Consider the following 20,792-nt stretch of genomic DNA (forward strand, 5'->3'; position numbering starts at 1 on the left):
CAATGCGGGAATAGCTCAGTTGGTAGAGCACGACCTTGCCAAGGTCGGGGTCGCGAGTTCGAGTCTCGTTTCCCGCTCCAGATGTAGGTCTACAGAGTTCCACGGAGTTCTGTAAGCCATTGAAAGAAGGGGCTTTGGCCCCTTCTTTCGTTCCAGTGGGTTCCACCGGAAGCCATCACCAGCCACGATTTTTTAGTACATCAAGTAGTACATCAAATCGGGGTGGGGCGCAGACCGGATTTCGGCTAGAGCCGACCCCGCTGTGAGTCGTACATCGTCTCCTGAACCCAGGGACAGAGGCCATGTACGATGCCCCTCACCGACACCGCCGTCCGGCAGGCCAAGGCCACCGGCAAGAACTATACCCTCAAAGATGCTGATGGCCTGGCGCTCTACGTCAGTGCCAAGGGCGCCAAGCAGTGGCATTTCCGTTTCTGCTGGGGAGGCCGGCAACCCCGTATCTCCTTTGGCTCCTACCCGGAGATCACGCTCAAGCAGGCCCGGGAGCAGCGCGATCAGGCACGAGCCCTGGTCGCCCAGGGGATCGATCCTCGACACCACCGCCGCCAGGCTCGTGAAGCCGCCGTTCAGGCTGCGCAGAACACCTTCAAAGAGGTTTTCCTGTCGTGGCGCGCGTTCAAGGGTCTGACCCTCCGGCCAGTGGGCCCCGAGGAGGGGAGGCAGAGCACTCTGTCCCAGATCGACCGGATCTTCGAAAAGGACGTGTTGCGTTGGCTGGGGCCTTTGTCCGTCTTCGATATCTCGCGGCGCGACCTCTTGGAGGTGCTGAGAAGGATCGAAAAGCGGCGAGCGTTCAGTACCGCCGAGAAATGCCGGACCTGGTTCAACCAGTTGTTCCGGTACGCCATGGTGGAGCGGGGGCTGGAAGTCAATCCGGCGGCCGATCTGGACATCGTAGCGGTGCCAGCTCCGCCCGTTCGGCACAACCCCCACCTTCGCATCGATCAACTGCCAGCCTTTCTAGGCAGACTGCGCCAATACCGCGGTGAGCGGCAGACCCAGCTCGGGATCAGGTTGCTGTTGTTGACCGGGGTGCGTACGGGCGAGTTGCGAGCGGCACGGCCAGAGCAATTCGATCTGGCGCGAGGTCTATGGATCATCCCGCCGGCGGTCGTCAAACAGCTCCAAAAGCAACTGCGAAGGGACGATGCCGACATTCCGCCCTATGTGGTTCCTCTGTCACAGCAGGCCATTGCTGTAGTGGAGGAGTTGTTAGGCCAGGTACTGCCCTCTCAGCGCTATCTCTTCCGGCATCGCAGCGAACCCAAGCGACGGATCAGTGAGAACACACTGAACGCGGCGGTGAAGCGGATGGGCTACGAGGGGCTTCTGACCGGCCACGGCATACGGGGCACGCTTTCTACTGCGCTGAATGAGATGGGTTATCCGGACAAGTGGATCGACGCCCAGCTGTCCCACAAAGACAAGAACAAGGTGCGAGCCGCTTACAACCATGCCAAGTACATCGAGCCGCGAAGAAAGATGATGCAGGACTGGGCCGACTGCCTGGATCAATGGGAGAAGGATGGCTTCGCCTCCGTGGAGCCCATGCCAAGTCTTCCCTGGTTGTCTCGGTTGGAGGCACAGGTAGATTGATCCTGCCCAGCAGTCGTAGACACGGCTTTAGCAGGCCGTTGAAAAATTCAGCTTTAACTGCCCCAGTCCGTTTGGCTTGATGCTTTTTCAAGCGCTTGGGCCTAACTGAGCCCACAAAAAGCCTGGCTTCAGGCCTTTTGACCGTTTTCAGCATCACTTTCACGCCTTTCGGCGTTTTTGGGGCGCAACTCGCCCTATACATGCGAGCCTCACCCACCAGCCCGACAGCTTGCCAGTCGGATCAGGTTGTAGGCCGAAAAACCCAGCAGTAACTGAGCGCTCAGCTTGGCGCGATCGATCAGCTTGGTCTTACGCAGGCCGCCAACCGTCTTCAGCCAGCCAAAGCCTTCTTCAATCCGCTTTTGGCTGACAGCGTACCCCGGATGCCGCGTGGTGCACCCAGTCGGTGTGCCGGTAGCCGATTAAGAACGGGGATAATAGCGTATCTAGGCACGGCCCATCGCGCGGGTTTGAATAAGGGGGCGGCGTTCCTTTACCTGAAGATGGGACTCATATGCATACGGCCGCAACGCCCACCCGTGGAACTCGTTAAGCACAACTGAGTGGGATGTTTTGGCCTGTTTCAGAGCATCCAGCGCGCTTCAGTAAGGTGGCTCTGTTTGGGCGATCTGGCTCCAGCCTCTGTCGAACGTGAACGTCCGGGCGTGTGAGATAGGGTTCCGAATCCTGAGTATTCGAGCTTGTGCTGGGTCGGTCGCGTGCTCGACCACGTACAGCCAGTACGCATCGCCCTTTTCGCGCGCGCAGTCGAATTGCGCGCGTGACAGTCCAACGGGGCGATCTTCCAGGCTGCCTGTCATTGATTTCACCTCGACCCACCGAATCGACCTGCCACTGTTGTCCGCCTCGTAGAGGTCAAAGCCAGGGTTACCATCTGGCGTGCGGCACAGCATTGGTTCAAAGTTGATGATTAGCTCGATGGCGTGCTCTTCGATTTGCATACGTGCCGCTTGATCGAGGCCATCTGGATCAGGGCCATCGTCATTTGGGTGTGCGCCGACATAGGAGATGAAGGGGCGCGATCCGGTCTGGCCAGGCGTCCTCTTCCCATGAGTACCGCTATTTCCTTTGCTACCAGATGCGCCGTGACCACCTGAGCTGCCGTGCGTTCCACCACTGTTGCCCTGGCCATTGCCGCGTGGTGTTCCGCTGCCAGAGCCAGATCCGACTTGCTCCCCGCGTCCCGTTCCATTGCCCACGCCGTCACCGGAGTCGGGATCGGGTGTGCCGGGCGGGATTTCCGGCATGTCGTCGCCGTACAGATCTTTCGCATCGCCGTACACATCACTATCGGATGGCTCATCAGCCACCGGCTCAGGGGCTGTCGATGGCTCAGGTTCGGATGGTGGGTTGGTGATGCCTAGTCGGGAGGTCAGGTCGGCCACGTTGGTAATACCTAGCTTGCGTAGCAGATCGAGCGCCGCCGGATCGATGCCCGCCTCTTTGGCCAGTTGATCGATTATCGGTGGTTTGAAGGCTATCTTGGTCAGCAAGAATGGGTTGGGCTTCCAGCCAAGAGTGTCGAATACCACGAGCCCTGGCGGTACGAGTTCACCGTTGGAGTTGGATACCCAGGCTGCTTTGTTGATGCGGCGCAGAAAGGCCGCAGGAAATGGTGGCGTCTTGCGTTCACCGTAATGCGACCATGTGTAAGAACCATCAAAGACACCGCGTCCGCGACGTTCTTCGAGGTCGCCAAGGCTCTCCCAGAGCAGGCGGCCACGCTCTGCCTGCTGCTCTGTTGGGAGTTTCGGCAGCAGCTCAATGAGATCGTCGAACCCTTGAAGCAACCAGTCGACAACCCGGTCGTTGGCTCCTGAAGTTGTCTCGTAGCCTGTTTGCCGGCGCAACTCCAGCTTCTCATCTCGAGTTAATACATTTGGCGCTTCGAGCGGGCGTGGATATCGCAGTGCGCCGCAGGACTCCAGCAGCTCGCGGATGTTCTCGCCGCGCAGGCAGTCGTAGGCATCATCGACGATGAAGATGCCGTCTACGCCAGCAAAGAGCTGCTTTAAGCGATCGGTAGCGATGTAGATATCGTCGGGCTTGGCGACGTAGCCTTTACCATCGCCAGCATCGACCACCATCACGAAGGAAGTCTCTCGCAATGCTACTCGGAGCTTTTCTTTCTGGATTGCCGAGTCGGTGTTGAAGGCAGCAAGGATGCGTTCGATGTCATCAGCGTAGGCGTCATCATCCACATCCACTTCTTCCTTTCGATATTTCGGCAGGACATTCCGGATGACGTCATCCACTGGATCTGGCTCCGTGATTCTCAGGAACCTTAGAAAAGCGAGGGCCTCCGGTGTCGTGCACACCGTACGGCGCACTGTTGGAAAGCCGGTTGCAATGGCGCTGGGCAAGAAGGCTTTCGCTTCGCCGTTCTCGTGGCCAACGACGTGAGAACCATCATCAAGGCGGATAAGCGGGACGGTGTCGAGGCGGCGTCGCAGGGCTGCTTCCTGGCCATTTAGAAACTCGTAAAGCCGCAACACCCATTCATCGGGCTGGGCTTCGAGGAATCTCTTGGTCAGGCTTGGCACTAGCTTCGTCGGCGTGATCTCGTCGACGTCGAGCTCTCGCATCAGATACTGGCGAATCTCGGGGGCCTTGTCCTGAGTAATATCGCCAGACAACCAAACAGCGACCTCCGAGTCAAATAACGCCGCAACCTGGTCCGGGCTGAATAGTTCGCGAACCTCCTGTGTGCGCGCAAGCTTGGCCTGATGGGCAGTGACATGCCTGTCGTCGAAAGTCGGAAGCAGCGCCTCCTTCAGAAATGCTTGCTGAACGGCGTCGAACATCGGCGCGAACCGCGAGTCTTGTGGGAACTTCTCGCGATCCAGCGGCAGACACCGAAGCGCCGAGACATCCAGCATCGCGTTGTCCCGCATCCAGTGCATCGCTTCTACTAGCAAGCTGGACGTTTCCTTAACCAGATACTGGTTCCAAGGCTCGCCGGGTGGGATGTTGTCGCGACTAGGAGTGGTGCGGTACGGCCCCTGCACGAGAAAGCCAAGGTGGCTCTCAACCACGGTCGGAAAGAACACTACCAATGGCGACTTGGCCAGTGGCTGCACAGCCCAGCGACCGGGGGTGTCCTTCACAGCAACCAGCGAGAAGGCTATTTCCACCCGCCCGACCTTTTGCTGCTCGGCAGAAAATACGTCACGGTGGAATACCAGCCAGTTCTGATCGACTTCGGGGCGATCATCCTCGTTGCCCAGCACCGTGAGGCGCTGAACATTGGGGCCGAGCGTCTCGGGGCTGTTGCGCAGATAGAACCCCGAAGCGCTGCCTTCAACGCTCCAGTTGATTTCGTCGATGTGACGCAAAAACAGCAGAGCCCCCGGGCCCAAATGGCGAAACCCTGCCGTGATGTCCTGGACTGCGCTCGTGTCTCCCGGTTTCAGGGGCAGGATGATTTGCGTCTCGTCCGCTTCCCGCGCCGAACGCGGCATCCGCTTAGGAAAGACGTAGTTTTCAATGGCGAAATCCTCATCGCCAGAGTGAATCTCCGGAAGATCAGTGACGGTGTAGACCGACTTGAAACCGAGCCCAAAGCGACCAATCGACGACTCGTTCTTGGTGCTCTCGGCGATGTCGCAGACGCTTCGGACGTCTGCCTCATCGAACGGCTTACCGAAGTGGGAGAGGATAAGGCGGTCTGTGCTCAGGGAGAAAGTGACTTTACGCGAGCCATGCCAATCGCCGCGTCTACCAACGGCATCCTCGGCATTTTGCAGGAGTTCGAATATGAAATGCGTACGGTCGTCGTAGAGCCCGGCTGCCAGCCTCCCTGATTTTTGAGCGCCCTTAGTGCCGTAGCTCTCCCGGTTTTCCTTGCAAATTTCTTCGTAATTCGAAGCCACCGTTAATCCCTCTCGGTCAGGCAAAATTTTGATGCCAAGTCTGCACAGTCGGGTAGTAAAATGACAACTCGAGCTGTTAGTCAGAGCCACGATAAAATGAGTCGTAGGCTCGATAAGCAGCGAGTCGCGTGGGGGTATGCCTGATGAGGCTGTTGTTTTTAAAAGGCTGCAAAGCGTGGTTTATAGCTTAGCTGTCAAGGGCAGACTCCAAGCTCTTGAGTTTGCTTGCTGCATTGCGTTTATCGGCAAATTAATGCTGTTGGTGCATAGTCAGCTGCAGTTTCATGCCGACAATGGACGTTGCTAAGGGGCTGCATGACATCCAGCACAACCACTCTTCAATCCAAAGCCAATCCACAACAGCTTGAAGCCATTCTGGCCACCGACGGCCCGGTGCTCATCATCGCAGGGCCAGGCTCTGGCAAGACCTTCACCCTGGTTGAGCGCATCGTCTATCTCATCACTCACAAGGGGGTCGCACCGGAGTCGCTGTTAGTCGTCACCTTCACCGATAAGGCTGCGCGCGAGCTGACTACCCGCATCTCCAACCGTTTGGCTGAGATCGGTATCCAGTTCAACCTCAATGAGATGTACCTCGGCACTTTCCACTCCATCTGCCTAAGGCTCTTGGAGGACTACCGCGAGTTCACCCGACTCAAGCGAAGCTTCACACTGTTCGACCAGTTCGATCAGCAGTACTTCCTCTACCAGCACATCAAAGAATTCCGTGAGCTGCCAGACGCTCAGCTTGTCATGGGCCATGACCAGACTGGGCGTTGGGCGCAGTCGGAGAACCTACTCAAGTGGCTCAACAAGATCAGTGAGGAGGCGCTTGATGCAGCCATGCTTGCGGTGGCGCCGGAAGCGGAAATCCGCGCCCTGGCCACCTGTTTTGCCAAGTACCAGGAGCTGCTCAACGAGCACAACTCACTGGACTTTTCCGGCATCCAGTACGAGGCCCTGCAACTGCTGGAGAAACGCCCCGAGGTGCTGGCGCAACTGCGCGACAAGCTCACTCATCTGATGGTGGACGAGTACCAGGACACCAACACCATTCAGGAACGCATCCTTCTGTTGCTGGCGGGCGAGCGTCGCAATCTGTGCGTGGTGGGCGACGACGACCAGGGCTTGTACCGCTTTCGAGGGGCCACCATCCGCAACATTCTGGAGTTCCCGGCGCTGTTCAACGACGGCCAGTGCAAGCAGGTTAAGCTGACCGTCAACTACCGCTCGCACCCGGACATCATCCGTTTTTACAACGAGTGGATGAAGGAGCAGGTTTGGGACGACGGCACTCGGGTGTTCCGCTTCGCCAAGCAGATTGTCCCGCGCGAGGACAACTTCCCAGAGCAGCCCACGGCGGTGCGGCTGGCCGCCAAGGATGACAGCGGTGACACCTGCAACTGGCACGCCGAGGTGCTGGCCTTCCTGAACGGCCTTAAGGGCTCCGGCCAGCTTGCGGACTGGAATCAGGTGGCCTTTCTGTTCCGCTCGGTCAAGAGCGACAAGGTGGTGGCGCTGGCGCGTTTTCTCGAAGCGCAGGGCATGCCCGTGTTCTCGCCCCGCTCGAATATGTTTTTCGAGCGCGAGGAAATCCGCTTGATGATTGGCGCGCTGATCTTCCTGTTCCCGCAGTTTCCCAAGGTGCGAGCATGGGCCGAAGGCGTCACGCTGCCCATCTGGGACTTCTACGACCATCAGTGCTTCAAACCCTTCATTGACGAGCTGCGCAAGCCTGAGAACAAAGCGCTGTTGGACTGGGCGCGCCCGTTGGCCAAGCGCCACGCGATACTCACGCAGAACACCGACTACGCCTTCTCCGGTTTGTTCTACCAACTGCTGCAGTTCCCGCTGTTCTCGCGCTTCCTCACGGATGAGGCCGTGCAAGGCGTGGACAAGGGGCGCGCGGCGCGCAACCTCGGCACCTTCTCCAAGCTGCTCACTAAGTTCGAGTACCTGCATTTTGTCAGCGTACTCAACCCCGAGTGGCTGGAGAAGAATCTGCGTGACCTGTTCAACCAGTTCCTGCGTTTCCTGCAGGATGGCGGCATCGGCGAATATGAGGACGAAGCCGAGTACGCGCCCAAGGGCTGCGTCTCCTTCCTCACAATCCATCAATCCAAGGGGCTGGAGTTTCCGGTGGTGGTGTGTGGCTCGCTGGAGTCGGTGCCGCGCAAACAGTACAGCGCGCTCGACGTATTGCTGGAAGACGGTGGCTACCTTTCCAAGGAGCGCTTCGAGCCGCTTGACCACATCAAGAACTTCGACTTCTGGCGGCTGTTCTACACCGCCTTCTCGCGTGCCCAGAACCTGCTGGTACTGGCAGCGCAGGAAAAACAAGGACGTGGCAAGTCGCCGTCCAAATACTTCGAGCGGCTGTTCTACGAGCTGCCCAACTGGCGTGACGTTGATCTCGCGGCGCTGGCCTACGAAGCAGTAAAGCAGATCAACCTCAAGCGCGAATATTCATTCACCTCGCACATCACGGTATTCGAGAACTGCGCCGAGCAGTACCGCTTCTTCAAGGAACTGGAGTTCGCGCCCATCCGCGAGAGCCCGATGCTCTTCGGTACGTTGGTGCACCAGACCATCGAGGACATTCATAAGACCGTGTTACGCGGCGAGGAAGGGTCCATTTCATCCGACGCCATCTCAGGCTGGTTCTCAACCAACTACGCGATGCTCTCGAAGAAGGAACGCGTCTACCTTGCGCCCAGCTCGCAACAGGCGGCGCTGCTGCACGTCTTGCGCTACTACGAGCGTGAGAGTGGCCACTGGGATCGCATCAAGGAGGCCGAGGTCGAGATCTCGCTCATCAAGGATCAGTACATCTTGAAGGGCAGCGTCGACCTGATTCGGGGCGAGCACGACACGGTCGAGATCATTGACTTCAAGTCGGAGAAGAAGCCCGATATGGAGAAGGATCGGGATCGTCTGCGCCAGTACCAGCACCAGCTAGAGGTGTACGCCCATCTGGTGGAAGAGCGCACTGGCCAGAAGGTCAGTCGGATGCACCTCTACTACACCGGCGAAGACGGCGGTAACCCTTATGTCTCCTTCACCAAGGACGACCGCGCCATCGGCAAGACCATCGCGCGCTTCGACGACATCGTTGCACGCATCGAGCGGCAGGACTACGCCATCACCGCACGCCCGGCCAAGCTGTGCCAGAGTTGCGACATGCGCGCCTACTGCGACAACAAGAATTGGAAATTCAGGGAAAACGACAAATGAGCACAACCTCGCCCGCACAGGAAAGTCTGCAACTGGCCAAGCCTGATGGCGGCACCACCAACGTCGAAAAGTACGAGTTCGAGCCGATCAAGGGCTACCCGATGCTCAACTGGCGCGGCAAGCGTCCATTCACCTCGACGCAGTATTACCCGGCGCAGTTAAAGGAGGTCCACGGCGAAGAGGTGGACGGCTGGCGCAACAAGATATTTTGGGGTGACAACCTGCAGGTGATGAGCCACCTTCTTAAGGAGTTCCGTGGCAAGGTCGATCTGATCTATATCGACCCACCGTTTGATTCAAAGGCGGATTACAAGAAGCGCATCAAGCTCAAAGGTGGGACGGCGGAAAGTGATCAGAGCTCGTTCGAGGACAAGCAATACGGCGACATCTGGAACAACGACGAATATCTTCAGTTCCTGTACGAACGGCTCGTTCTGTTGCGCGAGCTCCTTACGGTTAACGGGTCCATCTATGTTCATTGCGACGCTAACCGCGGACACTATATCAAGTGTCTGATGGACGAGGTGTTCGGTGGAGGAAATTTCCGGAACGAGATCATCTGGAAGCGAACAAGCGCACGAGCTGACTCCAACACCTACAACCATGTCCACGATACCCTGTTCTTTTACACTAGGTCCGAGTCATTCACCTGGCACAAGCAGTTCACAGAACACAGTGAAGCGTACCTGAAAAGCAAATATAGCAGCGTCGATAAGGACGGGCGTAAATACCGCCTGGATAACATCACCAGCCCGAATCCACGGCCCAACATGACGTATGAGTGGAAGGGGTTTCCGCCACCAGCGAACGGCTGGCGATATAGCCTTGAAAAGATGACGGAGCTGGATGCACAAGGCCGCATCTGGTACCCAGACGATAAAACCAAGCGACCACAACTCATTCGCTACTTGGATGAGTCGGACGGGCGTCCGCTGGATTCAGTGTGGACTGATATCTTCCCCGTCAATTCGCAAGCGAGAGACCGGCTCGATTACCCTACGCAAAAGCCCGTTGATTTGCTGGAACGCATCATTAAGGCGTCTTCCGATGAGGGGGCGCTCGTGTTTGATTGCTTTATGGGGTCAGGCACGACGCAGGAGACTGCGATGCGTCTTGGTCGCCGCTTCATTGGCGCGGACATCAATTTGGGAGCAATCCAGACGACGGTGAAGCGTCTGATTGGTGTTGCTAATGATTTGCGACAGAAGGGGCTTGATGGTGAAGTCAAATACTTCACCGGCTTCGAGCTTCACAACGTCAATTACTACGACATCTTCCGCAACCCCATTCAGGCCAAGGAGCTGCTGATCGAAGCTCTGGAAGTACAGAAGCTGGAATTCAGCACCGTGTTCGACGGCGAGAAGGACGGGCGCATGGTTAAGATCATGCCCGTCAACCGCATCGCCACCCGCGCTGATCTGAACGAGCTGATCGCGGGCTTCGACTACAAGGTCTGGGAGCGCAAGCAGAACGAAAGCCCGAACCGCCCAGTCGAGAAGATCATGCTTGTGTGCATGGGCCACGAGCCGGATTTGGCCGCGCGACTGGAGCTGGCCGCCAAGCCTTTCAAGATCGACGTGGAGGTGGTGGACATTCTGCGCGACAAGGCCGACCTAGAGTTCAGGCGCGACTCGCAGGCTAAGGTGGCCATCAAGAACGGCGAGCTGGCCATCGAGAGGTTCTACCCAATGAACCTGCTGCAAAAGCTCTCGCTGCAGAAGGAATCGGTCGAGGACTGGAAGGAGCTGGTCGAGTCGGTGCTCATCGACTGGAACTATGACGGCGCGGTGTTGCAACCGGCGGTGGTGGATATTCCCGGAAAGAACGATCTAGTCAGGGGCGCGTACAAGGTGCCGGGTGATGCGGGCACCATCCGCTTGAAGATCACCGACCTGCTGTCGGAATCGTGGGAAGGGAGCGTCAGCAATGGTGACTAAACGCACCGTAGCCAAGAAAACCGCCAGCACCGGCAGCGCATCGCTGGATTTTGCTTTCTTTCGTTTTCTGTGGCAGTTCTACAAAGACAACCGTGGGTCGATCCGACAGAACTATAAGGAGCTGACCCGCAAGTTCCTCGACTTCAACAACCCGGAGAAGAACCCCAAAGCCTTCCTTCGCCATCCGCAATTCGAGGCGCTGGAAACCTATGTCTTCCTGAAAGAGTTTCTTGGCAACGCTAAGGTCGAGGAGATTTTTAAGGCATGGTACGAGCGCAGCGGCAAGTTTGAGGGACGCAAGTTCGGCTCCTTCCTCGGTACTGCTGGGCAGGAGATGTTTCAGTTTGGCGAGTCCGACGAGCTGGAGCTGAACTCGTACAAGGTGCTGTTCGAGAAGATGCGCAAGAACTCGCGCACGTACCCGAATTACATCTTCGCCCTGACGATGGGTACAGGCAAAACGATCCTGATGGCCACCTGCATCTTCTATGAGTTCTTGCTGGCCAACAAATTTCCGAAGGACGCGCACTACTGCCACAACGCGCTAGTGTTCGCACCGGACAAGACGGTGTTGCAGTCACTGAAGGAAATCGAATCCTTCGACATGACTCGTGTCGTGCCACCAGAGTACGTGAATTTCCTGACTACCCACCTGCGCTTCCACTACCTCGAAGAAGCAGGCACCTCGCTCGACACGCTGGATCGTTCACGCTTCAACATCATCGTCTCCAACACGCAGAAGATCATCCTCAAGCGCCAGCACAAGGAGAAGACATCGGTCGACAAGCTATTCGGCTCGACCGGTGAAACCCTTACCGCCATCGGCGTCTATGCCGATGCCGCCGACCTCTACAACTTCGACCAGCCGGAAGAAGAGGGCGAGCTGACCACCAACCAGCGTTTCGAGAAGCTTCGCCGCCTGGAACAATTAGGCATCTTCGTGGACGAGGCCCACCACGCCTTCGGCAAGGCGCTGGCCAAGGACATGGGCGTCGGGGCCAAGGAAACGGACACTAGCCTGCGCACGACCATCGACATCCTGGCCGCTAGCCTGAACGCGGCGGGCACGCGGGTTGTGGCCTGTTACAACTACACCGGCACGCCCTACGTAGGGCGCGAGGTGTTGCCAGAAGTGGTTTACGCCTACGGCCTGAAAGAAGCCATCGACAAGGGCTTCCTTAAAAAGGTGACGCTGCACGGCTACGCAAACACACGCAACGACGAGTTTGTCGACATCGCCATTGAGAACTTTCTGAAGGAGTCCGGCGAGCTGCGCCCGGAAGGTTTGCTGCCGAAGCTGGCCTTCTTCGCCGCTACCGTAGAAGAGCTGACCGAAGAGCTGAAGCCAGCCGTCGAGCGCGCACTGCTCAAACATGGCATCCCGACTTCGCGCATCTTGGTTAACGTGGGCGACAGCAAAATCACTACCAACGACGACATCCGCGAGTTCAATCGGCTCGACACTGAAGGCTCGGAGAAACAGTTCATTCTACTGGTCAACAAGGGCCGCGAAGGCTGGAACTGCCGCTCGCTGTTTGGCGTGGGGCTGTTCCGCGAACCCAAGTCCAAGGTGTTTGTGCTGCAAGCCACGATGCGCTGCCTGCGCGCCATCGGCGAGGCACAGCACACCGGCCACGTCTTCCTCTCAGGCGACAACCTCAACACGCTCAACGACGAGCTGCAGCAGAACTTCCGCATCAGCGCCGATGAGCTGCAAAAGGTTGCCAAGGATAAAGAGCGAGTTGAAGTCCGCGTGGTCGAGCCCCCGGTCAAGATCAAACTAGTTCGCGTGCGCAAGCTCTATCAGATGCATGAAAAGGCAATTGTGCCTGGCCAGAAGCTGGGCATCGACCGCGCCGATAAGGAAAACTGGAATGCGCTGGTCGAGAAGTACCGCCTGATCGAAACGCAGCAAGACGGCCTGACCGCCGCCGTTGCGGCGCGCGCCTCCGGTAGTCGAACTTTCGACCTGACCTCGCGCCGGGAAAAGCGTGTTTTCTCACAGTTATCGCTGGTGGCTGAGGTGTCCCGCTATCTGAACCGAAGCCCCTTGGAGATCGAGGAACTGCTCGACGCGACCAGCGAAGGCACCGACGAACTGGTGGCCATTACCAATGAGTTCAACGAGCTGCTCTACGACGAGATCATCCCGCGCCTGTTCCGTTTGCTGTTTGATCTTGACGAGTACGAGAAGAAGGACGAGTACGAGGTCAATTTGATCAAGATGCCTGCCAACGGCTACTACGAGGTGTCGGCGGCCAATAACAAGGTTGTGAGAATGCATGACGCGCAGATCAAGGACGAGGAGCGCGCCAAGAGCTTCCATCTCGACACGTACTGTTTCGACTCCGGATCGGAGAACTGGTTGTTCTGGGACCTATTGCGAGAAGAGCGTGTGAGGAAAATCTACTTCACCGGAATGCTGACCCACGGCCAATCCGACTTCTTTATCCAGTACATCGACCCCGATTCACGTACCGTGCGGAGTTACTACCCCGACTTCATCTTCCAACGCGAAGAGCCAGATGGCAGCCTGAAGTACGTGATCGTCGAGGTGAAGGCCGACAACCAGATCGAAGACGCCGTAGTTCAGGCCAAAAAGGACTTCGCACAGCAGATTGCGGTAGCTAGCGGAATGGAATATCGCATTCTTAAGTCATCTGACGCTGACAAGAGGCGTTTCCGGGTGTTGCTTTAAGCCATCTGTAAATCGAGTTGATTTTGTAATTGCAGGTTTAGGGAAACCGAATGACCAAAGAATCTAGAAGAGTACGTTCTCAATGTTTCTTCGCACGAAGTGCGACCGTGAGCTCGAATGAACCCTTAGCGAGCAAGGACGCTCAGCGGAGCACCGAAAAGCAATTTGAAGTGGCTGCCAGCCACTTCGACAGCAGGCACACCTGACAAACCGGCTCCGCTGAACCTACTTTTTTCAACAGAGTCGGCCGTTCTTTACCCATCATGCCTACAAAGCGTGCTGGTCATATCCAAAGCAAATTGTAGGAGAAGATCGCAATGTTCTGATTGCGTTGATGAAAACGCATGGGTAATGTGCGCGTTGCACCGCATATCGGTGCCGGGGGTGACAACCCGAAATGGAGTCTGCGGGTCGCGTTATGGCGATCCGCAGGGCAGGCGTTCGCGCGCCTGGCCGGTGGGACTCCTTCCGGTTTGTCACCCCTGCGGGTCGCCGCCATTCTCCCTGGTAGAGGAGGGCGGTGGAATGTTGGACGCGAAGAGAGATCTGAGATGGATCGGTTGCGAAAGGAAGCCAAAGCCAGCATCTACGCTGAAAAGGCGTATCAACTCATTCTTCAAGGCGTTAGAGAATTTCACTCGGCAGAGGACCAACGACTGCTGATGAACTCGTTGTTGTGCCAGTGTGCATTGTTCTCCCGGCTTTGGGAGGGAGAGCAGGTCTTCTTCGATCTACTGGATCGTCTGAGGCAGGTCGATCTGGACGATATCGGAGAGATATTTCCGCCGACGCACCACTAATTCCTGAGCAAAATCCATGTCGCGTAACCGCCGTACAAGTGCGTACTGGTCGGAGTCGCAGCCGTTTTATGTCGGTACGGTTTGTTCTGTGGCACCGTCAGCTATTGCGGTTATTGGCTGTTTCAACCGGCTAATTTCAGGTGCGGGTTGTTGGGCGAGAGTTCAGAAAAAAGTGTTTCATGCGTGGTGAGAAGATAGCCATGCAATCGCCGCGATTTCCTTGGGCCGGTGACCTCGCACGTCCAGATGTTCAGCCCATCCGGCTGCTTCCTATGGACCTGCAGTCGTTCAAATTCCTTCTGGACCCAGCGCCATTCCGGCAGTTGCGTCTGTTTGGCCAAGGCTTGGACCTGCGGGTGCTCCTGTGCATAGCGCTGGAACACGCCGGGGCTCACCAGAAAGACGGTATCGGCCACTGTGTGCACCAAGGCCTTGGCGTCGTTGATGATCAGACGACGGGTTTGGATGCCGTGGCGCAGCCAGTCCAGGAAATGCCGGCCCGAGGGTTCCCAATCCACCACGGTCACTAGTGAGTCTGGCACGTCTGCGGGGGCGCATTCGTTTTCCACCTGATGCACATCGGGTGTAGCAGCAGGCGATATGTTGGACGCAGGCTTCGGTGCGGAGCTGGATGGTCTGGCGTCCAGCAATCCCAGCAGCGCATCTACCGCATCGGCCGGGATGCTTGCGGGCGCGGCGGATGATTCCCGCGATGCCGACACCCTATCGGCCGCATTAGTAGGATCAGGGGACGATTCCGGTGACTGGGGCGGTTCACTGGCGCCGGTGGGCTCGTCCTCGACAAGCACTGAGCCACGGAATGGCTCGGGCCGCTCGCGGGCCTCCCAGATCTGCGCCGGCGCCAGCTTGAGCAGGGTGAAGCGATGCGACCAGCCGTTGTCGCCGGTCACGGTGGCATGCCAGATCGCCTTGCCATTCGGTGCCGCCTGGACGATGCCATGGTCCTGCAGCACGTTGAACAGGGTGACGTTGTTTTCCGGGATACCCTCGATGCCCTGGGACAGCAGGTAGGCTCGCAGCTTGTCGGAGACGGTCTTGCTCACCAGCCAGAGGGCATCCTGGGTCAGCCATCCATCCGAGGCCTGGGGCTGATTCAACTTGAACTCTTCCTTGAGCAGATGGCGCAGGCCGTCCAGCAGCTTGCGCTGCAGGGCATGCTTGGGCGCTGCCAGCGCCTTGGCCGGGTCGCCGCCGAGTTCCTGGGCGACCGAGGCCTGATCGGCACGGACCACCAGCTCCCCGAGAACACCGGCGTGCTCGTATTGGCCGGCCAGGACAAAGAGCAGTGCCGCCCATAGCTCCGGAAACTCGCTGAGCCAATCCAGCACTTCGCGATCCAGCAAGCGGTGGTAGAGCAGGCCGGTCGCGGCGCTGTGCAGGCGGTACTCCCGGTCCTTGCGATAGCGGAATCGGTAGGGGTGCGCCAGTGGGCCGTGCCAGGGATGCCAGGCGCGGCCGTCGGCGTATTCGACCTGCAGATCGACGGCAATCTTTCCCAAGTCATGCAGCAGCGCCGCGTAGGCGGCTGCGGCGGTCCAAGCCTCGGCCTGGGCGGCCTGTGTTTCTGGCGCGGCGCCGATGGGCAACAGATGCGATTGCCGCAGCTTCAGCGCATAGCCGACCACTTCCAGGCCATGGTCCAGCATGCCGCCGGGATAGGCGTGGTGGTGGCTCTCGGAGGCGGGGAACTGCTGGACCAGTTCGGCGTAGCGCTCCAGCGGTGCGCGGTAGAGGCGGGCGAACTGCGGGCGCGAGAGCGCGGTGCGCTGCCAGATCAACTCCAGCAGCTTCTGCCGGCGCGGGGTGGCCAGCAGGACGGCGGCCGGCTCTGGCCGCGTCCACCCTTTGGGCGCGGTGGCGGCTTTTGGCAACGGTGTGCCGGGCGAGGGTGGACCTTTTCGGCGCTGGAACAGAGCGAACATGGCAAATCCCGCAGTGATGGCTTCGGGGGCCCTTTGGCCTTTTCCGGGTAGGGCCTTTCCCCTTAGTTCCCATTCCCTTGGTCCCTTTCGAGCCCTTGGTCGTCCTCCCTTTGCCTTTAGGGCAGCGGAGCAGGGAAGGCCAGCGGTAATGCGAACAGGCAGCAGCCGTGTTTGGAGCAGTGCCGGCGCGGCAGCGGTGCCAGACTCTGGGCGACCACTTATCTGAACGGGCGCCCGGCCTCCGTTGCGAGGCAATTAGTCATTGACTAATATGCAGTCATTGATTAATAGAGGGTGCCCCATGGCGACCATGACCATTCGAAACATCGACGACGACCTCAAGTCCCGGCTGCGTATCCAGGCCGCCATTCACGGCCGCTCGATGGAGGACGAGGCCCGCGACATCCTGCGGGCGGCGCTGTCGACCGAGCCGGCCCGGGGTAAGTCCCTGGTGGAGGCGATCCGCGCCCGGATCGAGCCGTTGGGCGGGATCGAGCTGGAACTGCCGGCCCGGGAAGCGATTCGTGAACCGGTGGATCTGGGCGCATGATCATCCTGGATACCAACGTGCTCTCGGAGGTGTTGCGCCCGGTGCCCGAGGTCAAAGTGCTGACCTGGCTGGCCAGTCAGCCACGGGCGGCGTTGTTCACCACCACGCTGAGCCGAGCCGAGATCTTCTATGGCATTCAGTTGCTGCCCGATGGTGCACGTCAACGCGCCCTGTGGGCGGCGACGCAGGCCATCTTCAACGAGGAATTCGCCGGGCAGGTACTGAGTTTCGACAGTGATGCCTCCGATGCCTATGCGTTCATTGCCGCGTCGCGCAAAGGCGCTGGTAAGCCGATCAGCCAGATCGATGCGATGATCGCGGCAGTGGCGCGTTCCCGTGGCGCGAGCTTGGCCACGCGCAATGTCAAGGACTTCACCGACTGCGGGATCACGGTGATTGATCCCTGGACGGTCTAAACTAAGCAGCACCCATCGAAAACGATGGGCCGAGGCCGATGCTCCGACCGGCGAAGATTGGAGTGTTGATACCGAAGACGGGCCTGGAGACAGGCTGACGCATGAGGTCATCATCATGAAGAGCGCAACACACCCCTCGATGGCGGAACGGTTCGGACAGGCTCTGGGCCGGACGTACAACCGACTGCGCCGCCAAGAGGCGCGGACTGTTAGTTGGCTGGTGCGCAAAGGCGTACCGGTATCGATCGGCAAGGGATTGCTGTGGGGCGTGAAGCTGCTGGTATTGGCTGTGCTGTTGTATGCGGCGTTCTGGCTGGCCTTGTTGCTGGTGTTTGCTCTGTCGGCTGCATGGGTTCTTCGACACGTCGATTGGGAAGACGAGAGGCTGAAGCCCCAATGGCGCGATGGCGTTGAGGGGTATGGATACTATGAAAATGGCTTCCGGACAGATTTCGGTCGGCTGTTCGAAGATGATGACGCTCACTAGTGAGCGTCTCACTTCATTCCTTTCATAACGGTATTGACGCCGGAACTGCCAGCACTCCTGGCTTGAGCCGTCCCATCATTCAGCCCTTGCAGAAAATTGCCGGTTCGGAGACCCGCCCAACCAAGCGCCGCTATCCAAAACGTCGGCAGTATCAGAAACATCGCCGCCATTACGAAATTCAGCAGCATGTCGTCGAAGGCGTTGTTCAAGCCCATCAGCACGTTGAGGTTTGCGTGTGGCGAACCACCACCATAAAGCGCATCCAGGATCGTGCTGTCGATCCAGCGCGCCAGGGCGAACCAGAATTCTACGAAGAACAGCGCGAACTGCACGACACTGACCGTGGTGACCATCTTCAGGTCGAAGGTGCCGACCACCAGCACCAACGGGATGCAGATCAGCAGCGCCATCTTGAGAAACGACAGCACCATGGGCAGTGCCTGCCGCATCACGTCCATGGCCGGGAAAAAGCCCAGTGAGCCGACCGCGAGTCCAGCGTCCGCCGCGCCGCGCGTGACGACATTGGGCAGCGTCATGTCGATTTGCCCGCCGTAGTCGGCGTACACGTGGCCCTGGTTCATGACCTGCTGCCGGGGTGAGGCAATGGCGCGAATCACCTCATCATCCACGTCCTGCTGGGCGGTGGTGCCGAGCCAGCGGCCGATGCGCGACAGCAGGTCCGGGTCCACTTTCGCCAGCAGGCGGGGGCGCAGGCCGATGCCGCTGTCGGACCACCATTCGCGGCACGTCGGGTAGCCGCCGCCACTGTCAACCAATGCCAAGCCAACATCGCGCACCTCATCGTAAGGCCAGGCGGTGCGCGGCGTGCGCGAGTGGTATTCGTCGTAGAACCCCGGCGTGTCCATGAAGTAGCGCGAGCCGATCCAGGTGACGTCGTTTACCTCCTCATCGGAGAGGTCCGGGCGATTCATGAACAGCTTGGCGCGGGCCGGGCCGTAGCAGTCGTGGGTGAAGTCGGCGATCTCCTGGGCCAGGATCGGATCGTCGATGCGAGTGCTGTCGATCTCCATGCGCATCTGCCGCAGGTCGGTGCCGCAGGGAATGGACGCCACGGCGGAGCCGGTGATCGCCTTGGACAGCGCATGCACGAAAAACCACCAGACCGGCACCTGGGCGCTCTGGTTGTTGAGCGTGGTGAAGGCATTGGACCAGCCGGTTTCACCAGGCTCAGCCACATTGACCTGGCATTGGCTCGAACGCGACTGGTCGAAGCGAAGCGTGCTCAGATCGACCGGAATCACCGGGATGCCGGCGAACAGCATCACCATCAGGGCCACCCACAGCCGGTTTTCGATGCGCAGTGACGAGAGTACCCCCTTGTTGCCTTCGTCGGCACCTTCGCCGCGGGCCCGGAGCCACTCGCTGACGACGATGGCCATGAAGGGCAGGGCGAACACACCGCTGTTTTCCAACGTGGCCCAGATCCCGTTGTTGACCAGCCAGCCCACCAGCGTCAGGTAGTACTCCAGGTAGTCGGTTGTATAGAGCGTCACGGTGCCTCCTACGATCGCCACAGGCGGTTGATCTCGAAGAGGAGTACGGCCGCCACGGCGATGACCTCGTAAGGGCGCAGGCCCAAGCGTTCACTGGCCCCCTCACGCTGCTGCAGGCGTAGCCGCATCCGGTACCAGGCATAGGCGGTGAAGCCGTACAGACAAAGCCGCCAAATCAGGAAGTAGCCGCTGTGGTCCTGTAGCCAGCGGGTCCAGCCCTCGATGTCGCCGATCACCGTAATGCCGATCAGGTTGATGACGGTGGCGACGCCGACCATCAGGCCGACCCACAGCAGCGCGATGCCGAACCGGCCGCAGAGCAGCCGCAGACTGTGCCAGTGCGTCTTCATGGCGTGGTGCTCCGCGGCGTCTGGATCTGGTCGAGCCGGTCGCGTTCGGTGTCGCCCTGGAAGATCCCGCGCGAGCCGCTGCTGCGCGTGCTGTGGCGCTGGATGATCGTCATCGGCGAATTGCCGGCCAGTTCGCGGCGCAACTCCAACTCGGTCTTGAGGTTGTTGATCTCCTGTTCCAGCGCGGTGTTTTCCTGATCCACGGCCTGGACCGCCAACTGGTTGGCCGCGACGTTCGGCTCCTTCTTGCCGGTCAGCAGGGTGCGTTGCAGCAGCAGGGCTTTTTCCATTACGCTGGACAGCGCCGCCTCGGACGCCAAGCGCTTGCCCAGCACATCCTGATCGGGTTCGGCGCGCAGGGCCTCGATCACCCCGCGCGTGATGGGCAGCGAGGCGCTGCCGGCCGCCTCCAGGTTGGCGGTGGTCAAGGGTTGGCTGCCGGTGACCAATGCCTGCAGGACCTGCAACTTGGTGTCGTACTCTTCCTGGATCAGCGGCGTCAGGCCGACGCCGGGCGTGGTCTCGGTCTTGGTGCAGCTTTCGCAGGTGCGCTGTTCGCGCTCGCCCAGCACGCGCGTCGCCCAGTCGGCCGCGGCTTGGGGCGACGACCAGGTTTGGCAGGTCAGGCGATTGCCGCAGCTGCCCCGATCGATGGTGGAGGTGTCGTCCACGTCGCGGCCGTTGAGCAGGTTGTAGCCGGCGCGGGTTACATCGCCGACCACCTTGATCGCGTCCTGGTTCGAGCCGCCCGCGTTGCGCCCACCGACCCAGGGCACGCCGTTATTGCCGCGGTTGGCCTCGGCGTGTTCGACCGCCGCCACCGCGTCCCCGTCGCTCGCCGCATCGCGCAAGGCCATGCCTTCGGCCAATTGGTCCCAACCGGCTTGGCCGCCGGCCATGTCCGCCATGCGGTCGGCCATGGCGCGGCAGGTCATCTTCGAGCGGTCGAAATCGAGCCTGCCCTGCAGGATGCCGTTGGTGAGCAGGTTGTAGAGACCCGGATCGGCGCGCTGGATGATCAGCGCCGGCAGCGACGCCACCGCGCTGGTCGCGTTCTGGATCACGTTCGACATGATCGTCTGGAAGCCGTTGCTGAGACCGTTGAGCTGGTTCTGCAACGTGGTGGACAGGCTCATGTCGCCGCAGATCAGATTACTGTTCCAGCCCACCCCCACGCCGATGCGTTGCATGTTCGCCGCACCGCCCATGGACACCGCGCGGCCACCGCCGATGCTGTAGAGCACGTCATCGCCGATCACGCTGCCACGAGCGCCGAAGCCTTCATTGTCGAGGCGGGTTTGCGCCCAGACGGTGCCGGCGGCCAGCGCCAGGACGCCGGCGACCATCGCCTGC

At 59.4% G+C, this 20,792-nt stretch carries 12 protein-coding genes, 1 tRNA gene and 2 pseudogenes; 9 read left to right on the forward strand and 6 right to left on the reverse strand.

The annotated features are described in order from the left end of the window. The first annotated feature begins 4 nt into the window (after window positions 1-4). A tRNA-Gly gene (locus tag BZL41_RS26005) sits at window positions 5-80 on the forward strand. 229 nt (window positions 81-309) lie between these two features. Continuing rightward, window positions 310-1,548, forward strand: a pseudogene (locus BZL41_RS26010) (tyrosine-type recombinase/integrase); the annotation flags it as partial. A 263-nt stretch (window positions 1,549-1,811) separates the two neighbouring features. Here the strand turns inward: BZL41_RS26010 and BZL41_RS26015 are convergent. Beyond that, a pseudogene (locus BZL41_RS26015) lies at window positions 1,812-2,018 on the reverse strand (IS5/IS1182 family transposase); the annotation flags it as partial. A gap of 201 nt (window positions 2,019-2,219) precedes the next feature. Then, a complete protein-coding gene (locus tag BZL41_RS26020; RefSeq protein ID WP_256578245.1) occupies window positions 2,220-5,510 on the reverse strand; it encodes a DUF3883 domain-containing protein in 3,291 nt (1,096 codons plus the stop codon). Window positions 5,511-5,825: 315 nt separating this feature from the next. Between BZL41_RS26020 and BZL41_RS26025 the strand changes: the two genes are divergently transcribed. From BZL41_RS26025 to BZL41_RS29225, 4 genes are all read left to right on the forward strand, one after another. Continuing rightward, entirely contained in the window at window positions 5,826-8,744 is a 2,919-nt protein-coding gene (locus BZL41_RS26025; RefSeq protein ID WP_095601937.1) for an ATP-dependent DNA helicase, read from the forward strand. Continuing rightward, the gene (locus tag BZL41_RS26030; protein ID WP_095601938.1) at window positions 8,741-10,681 is read left to right on the forward strand and encodes a site-specific DNA-methyltransferase; all 1,941 of its coding nucleotides are present in this window, start codon (window positions 8,741-8,743) and stop codon (window positions 10,679-10,681) included. Before BZL41_RS26025 ends, BZL41_RS26030 begins: the two co-directional genes overlap by 4 nt. Next, complete coding sequence (locus tag BZL41_RS26035) at window positions 10,671-13,379, forward strand: TnsA endonuclease N-terminal domain-containing protein (RefSeq protein ID WP_095601939.1); 2,709 nt, start codon at window positions 10,671-10,673, stop codon at window positions 13,377-13,379. Before BZL41_RS26030 ends, BZL41_RS26035 begins: the two co-directional genes overlap by 11 nt. Before the next feature lie 344 nt (window positions 13,380-13,723). Continuing rightward, window positions 13,724-14,179, forward strand: coding sequence for a hypothetical protein (locus tag BZL41_RS29225; protein ID WP_256578246.1), 456 nt, complete (start codon window positions 13,724-13,726; stop codon window positions 14,177-14,179). A gap of 122 nt (window positions 14,180-14,301) precedes the next feature. Here the strand turns inward: BZL41_RS29225 and mobH are convergent, their stop codons facing one another. After that, the gene (mobH, locus tag BZL41_RS26045; protein ID WP_095601941.1) at window positions 14,302-16,122 is read right to left on the reverse strand and encodes a MobH family relaxase; all 1,821 of its coding nucleotides are present in this window, start codon (window positions 16,120-16,122) and stop codon (window positions 14,302-14,304) included. 310 nt (window positions 16,123-16,432) lie between these two features. Between mobH and BZL41_RS26050 the strand changes: the two genes are divergently transcribed. From BZL41_RS26050 to BZL41_RS26060, 3 genes are all read left to right on the forward strand, one after another. Then, window positions 16,433-16,672 (forward strand): plasmid stabilization protein, encoded by a 240-nt coding sequence (locus BZL41_RS26050; protein ID WP_371916572.1) that lies wholly within the window; start codon window positions 16,433-16,435, stop codon window positions 16,670-16,672. Further along, window positions 16,669-17,088 (forward strand): type II toxin-antitoxin system VapC family toxin, encoded by a 420-nt coding sequence (locus BZL41_RS26055; RefSeq protein WP_095601943.1) that lies wholly within the window; start codon window positions 16,669-16,671, stop codon window positions 17,086-17,088. Before BZL41_RS26050 ends, BZL41_RS26055 begins: the two co-directional genes overlap by 4 nt. Before the next feature lie 115 nt (window positions 17,089-17,203). Beyond that, window positions 17,204-17,575 (forward strand): DUF3742 family protein, encoded by a 372-nt coding sequence (locus tag BZL41_RS26060; RefSeq protein WP_095601944.1) that lies wholly within the window; start codon window positions 17,204-17,206, stop codon window positions 17,573-17,575. Between the two features lie 8 nt (window positions 17,576-17,583). Here the strand turns inward: BZL41_RS26060 and BZL41_RS26065 are convergent, their stop codons facing one another. The 3 genes from BZL41_RS26065 to BZL41_RS26075 are packed head-to-tail and all read right to left on the reverse strand — an operon-like array spanning window position 17,584 to window position 20,785. After that, a complete protein-coding gene (locus tag BZL41_RS26065; RefSeq protein WP_095601945.1) occupies window positions 17,584-19,089 on the reverse strand; it encodes a conjugal transfer protein TraG N-terminal domain-containing protein in 1,506 nt (501 codons plus the stop codon). Between the two features lie 8 nt (window positions 19,090-19,097). Then, entirely contained in the window at window positions 19,098-19,439 is a 342-nt protein-coding gene (locus tag BZL41_RS26070; protein ID WP_095601946.1) for a hypothetical protein, read from the reverse strand. Next, on the reverse strand, window positions 19,436-20,785 hold the full coding sequence (locus tag BZL41_RS26075) for an integrating conjugative element protein (protein ID WP_256578250.1): 1,350 nt from the start codon (window positions 20,783-20,785) through the stop codon (window positions 19,436-19,438). The genes BZL41_RS26070 and BZL41_RS26075 overlap by 4 nt, the downstream gene beginning before the upstream one ends. Window positions 20,786-20,792 lie beyond the last annotated feature (7 nt).

The sequence above is a fragment of the Pseudomonas sp. PIC25 genome (assembly GCF_002286785.1).
Classification (GTDB): Bacteria; Pseudomonadota; Gammaproteobacteria; order Pseudomonadales; family Pseudomonadaceae; genus Pseudomonas_M.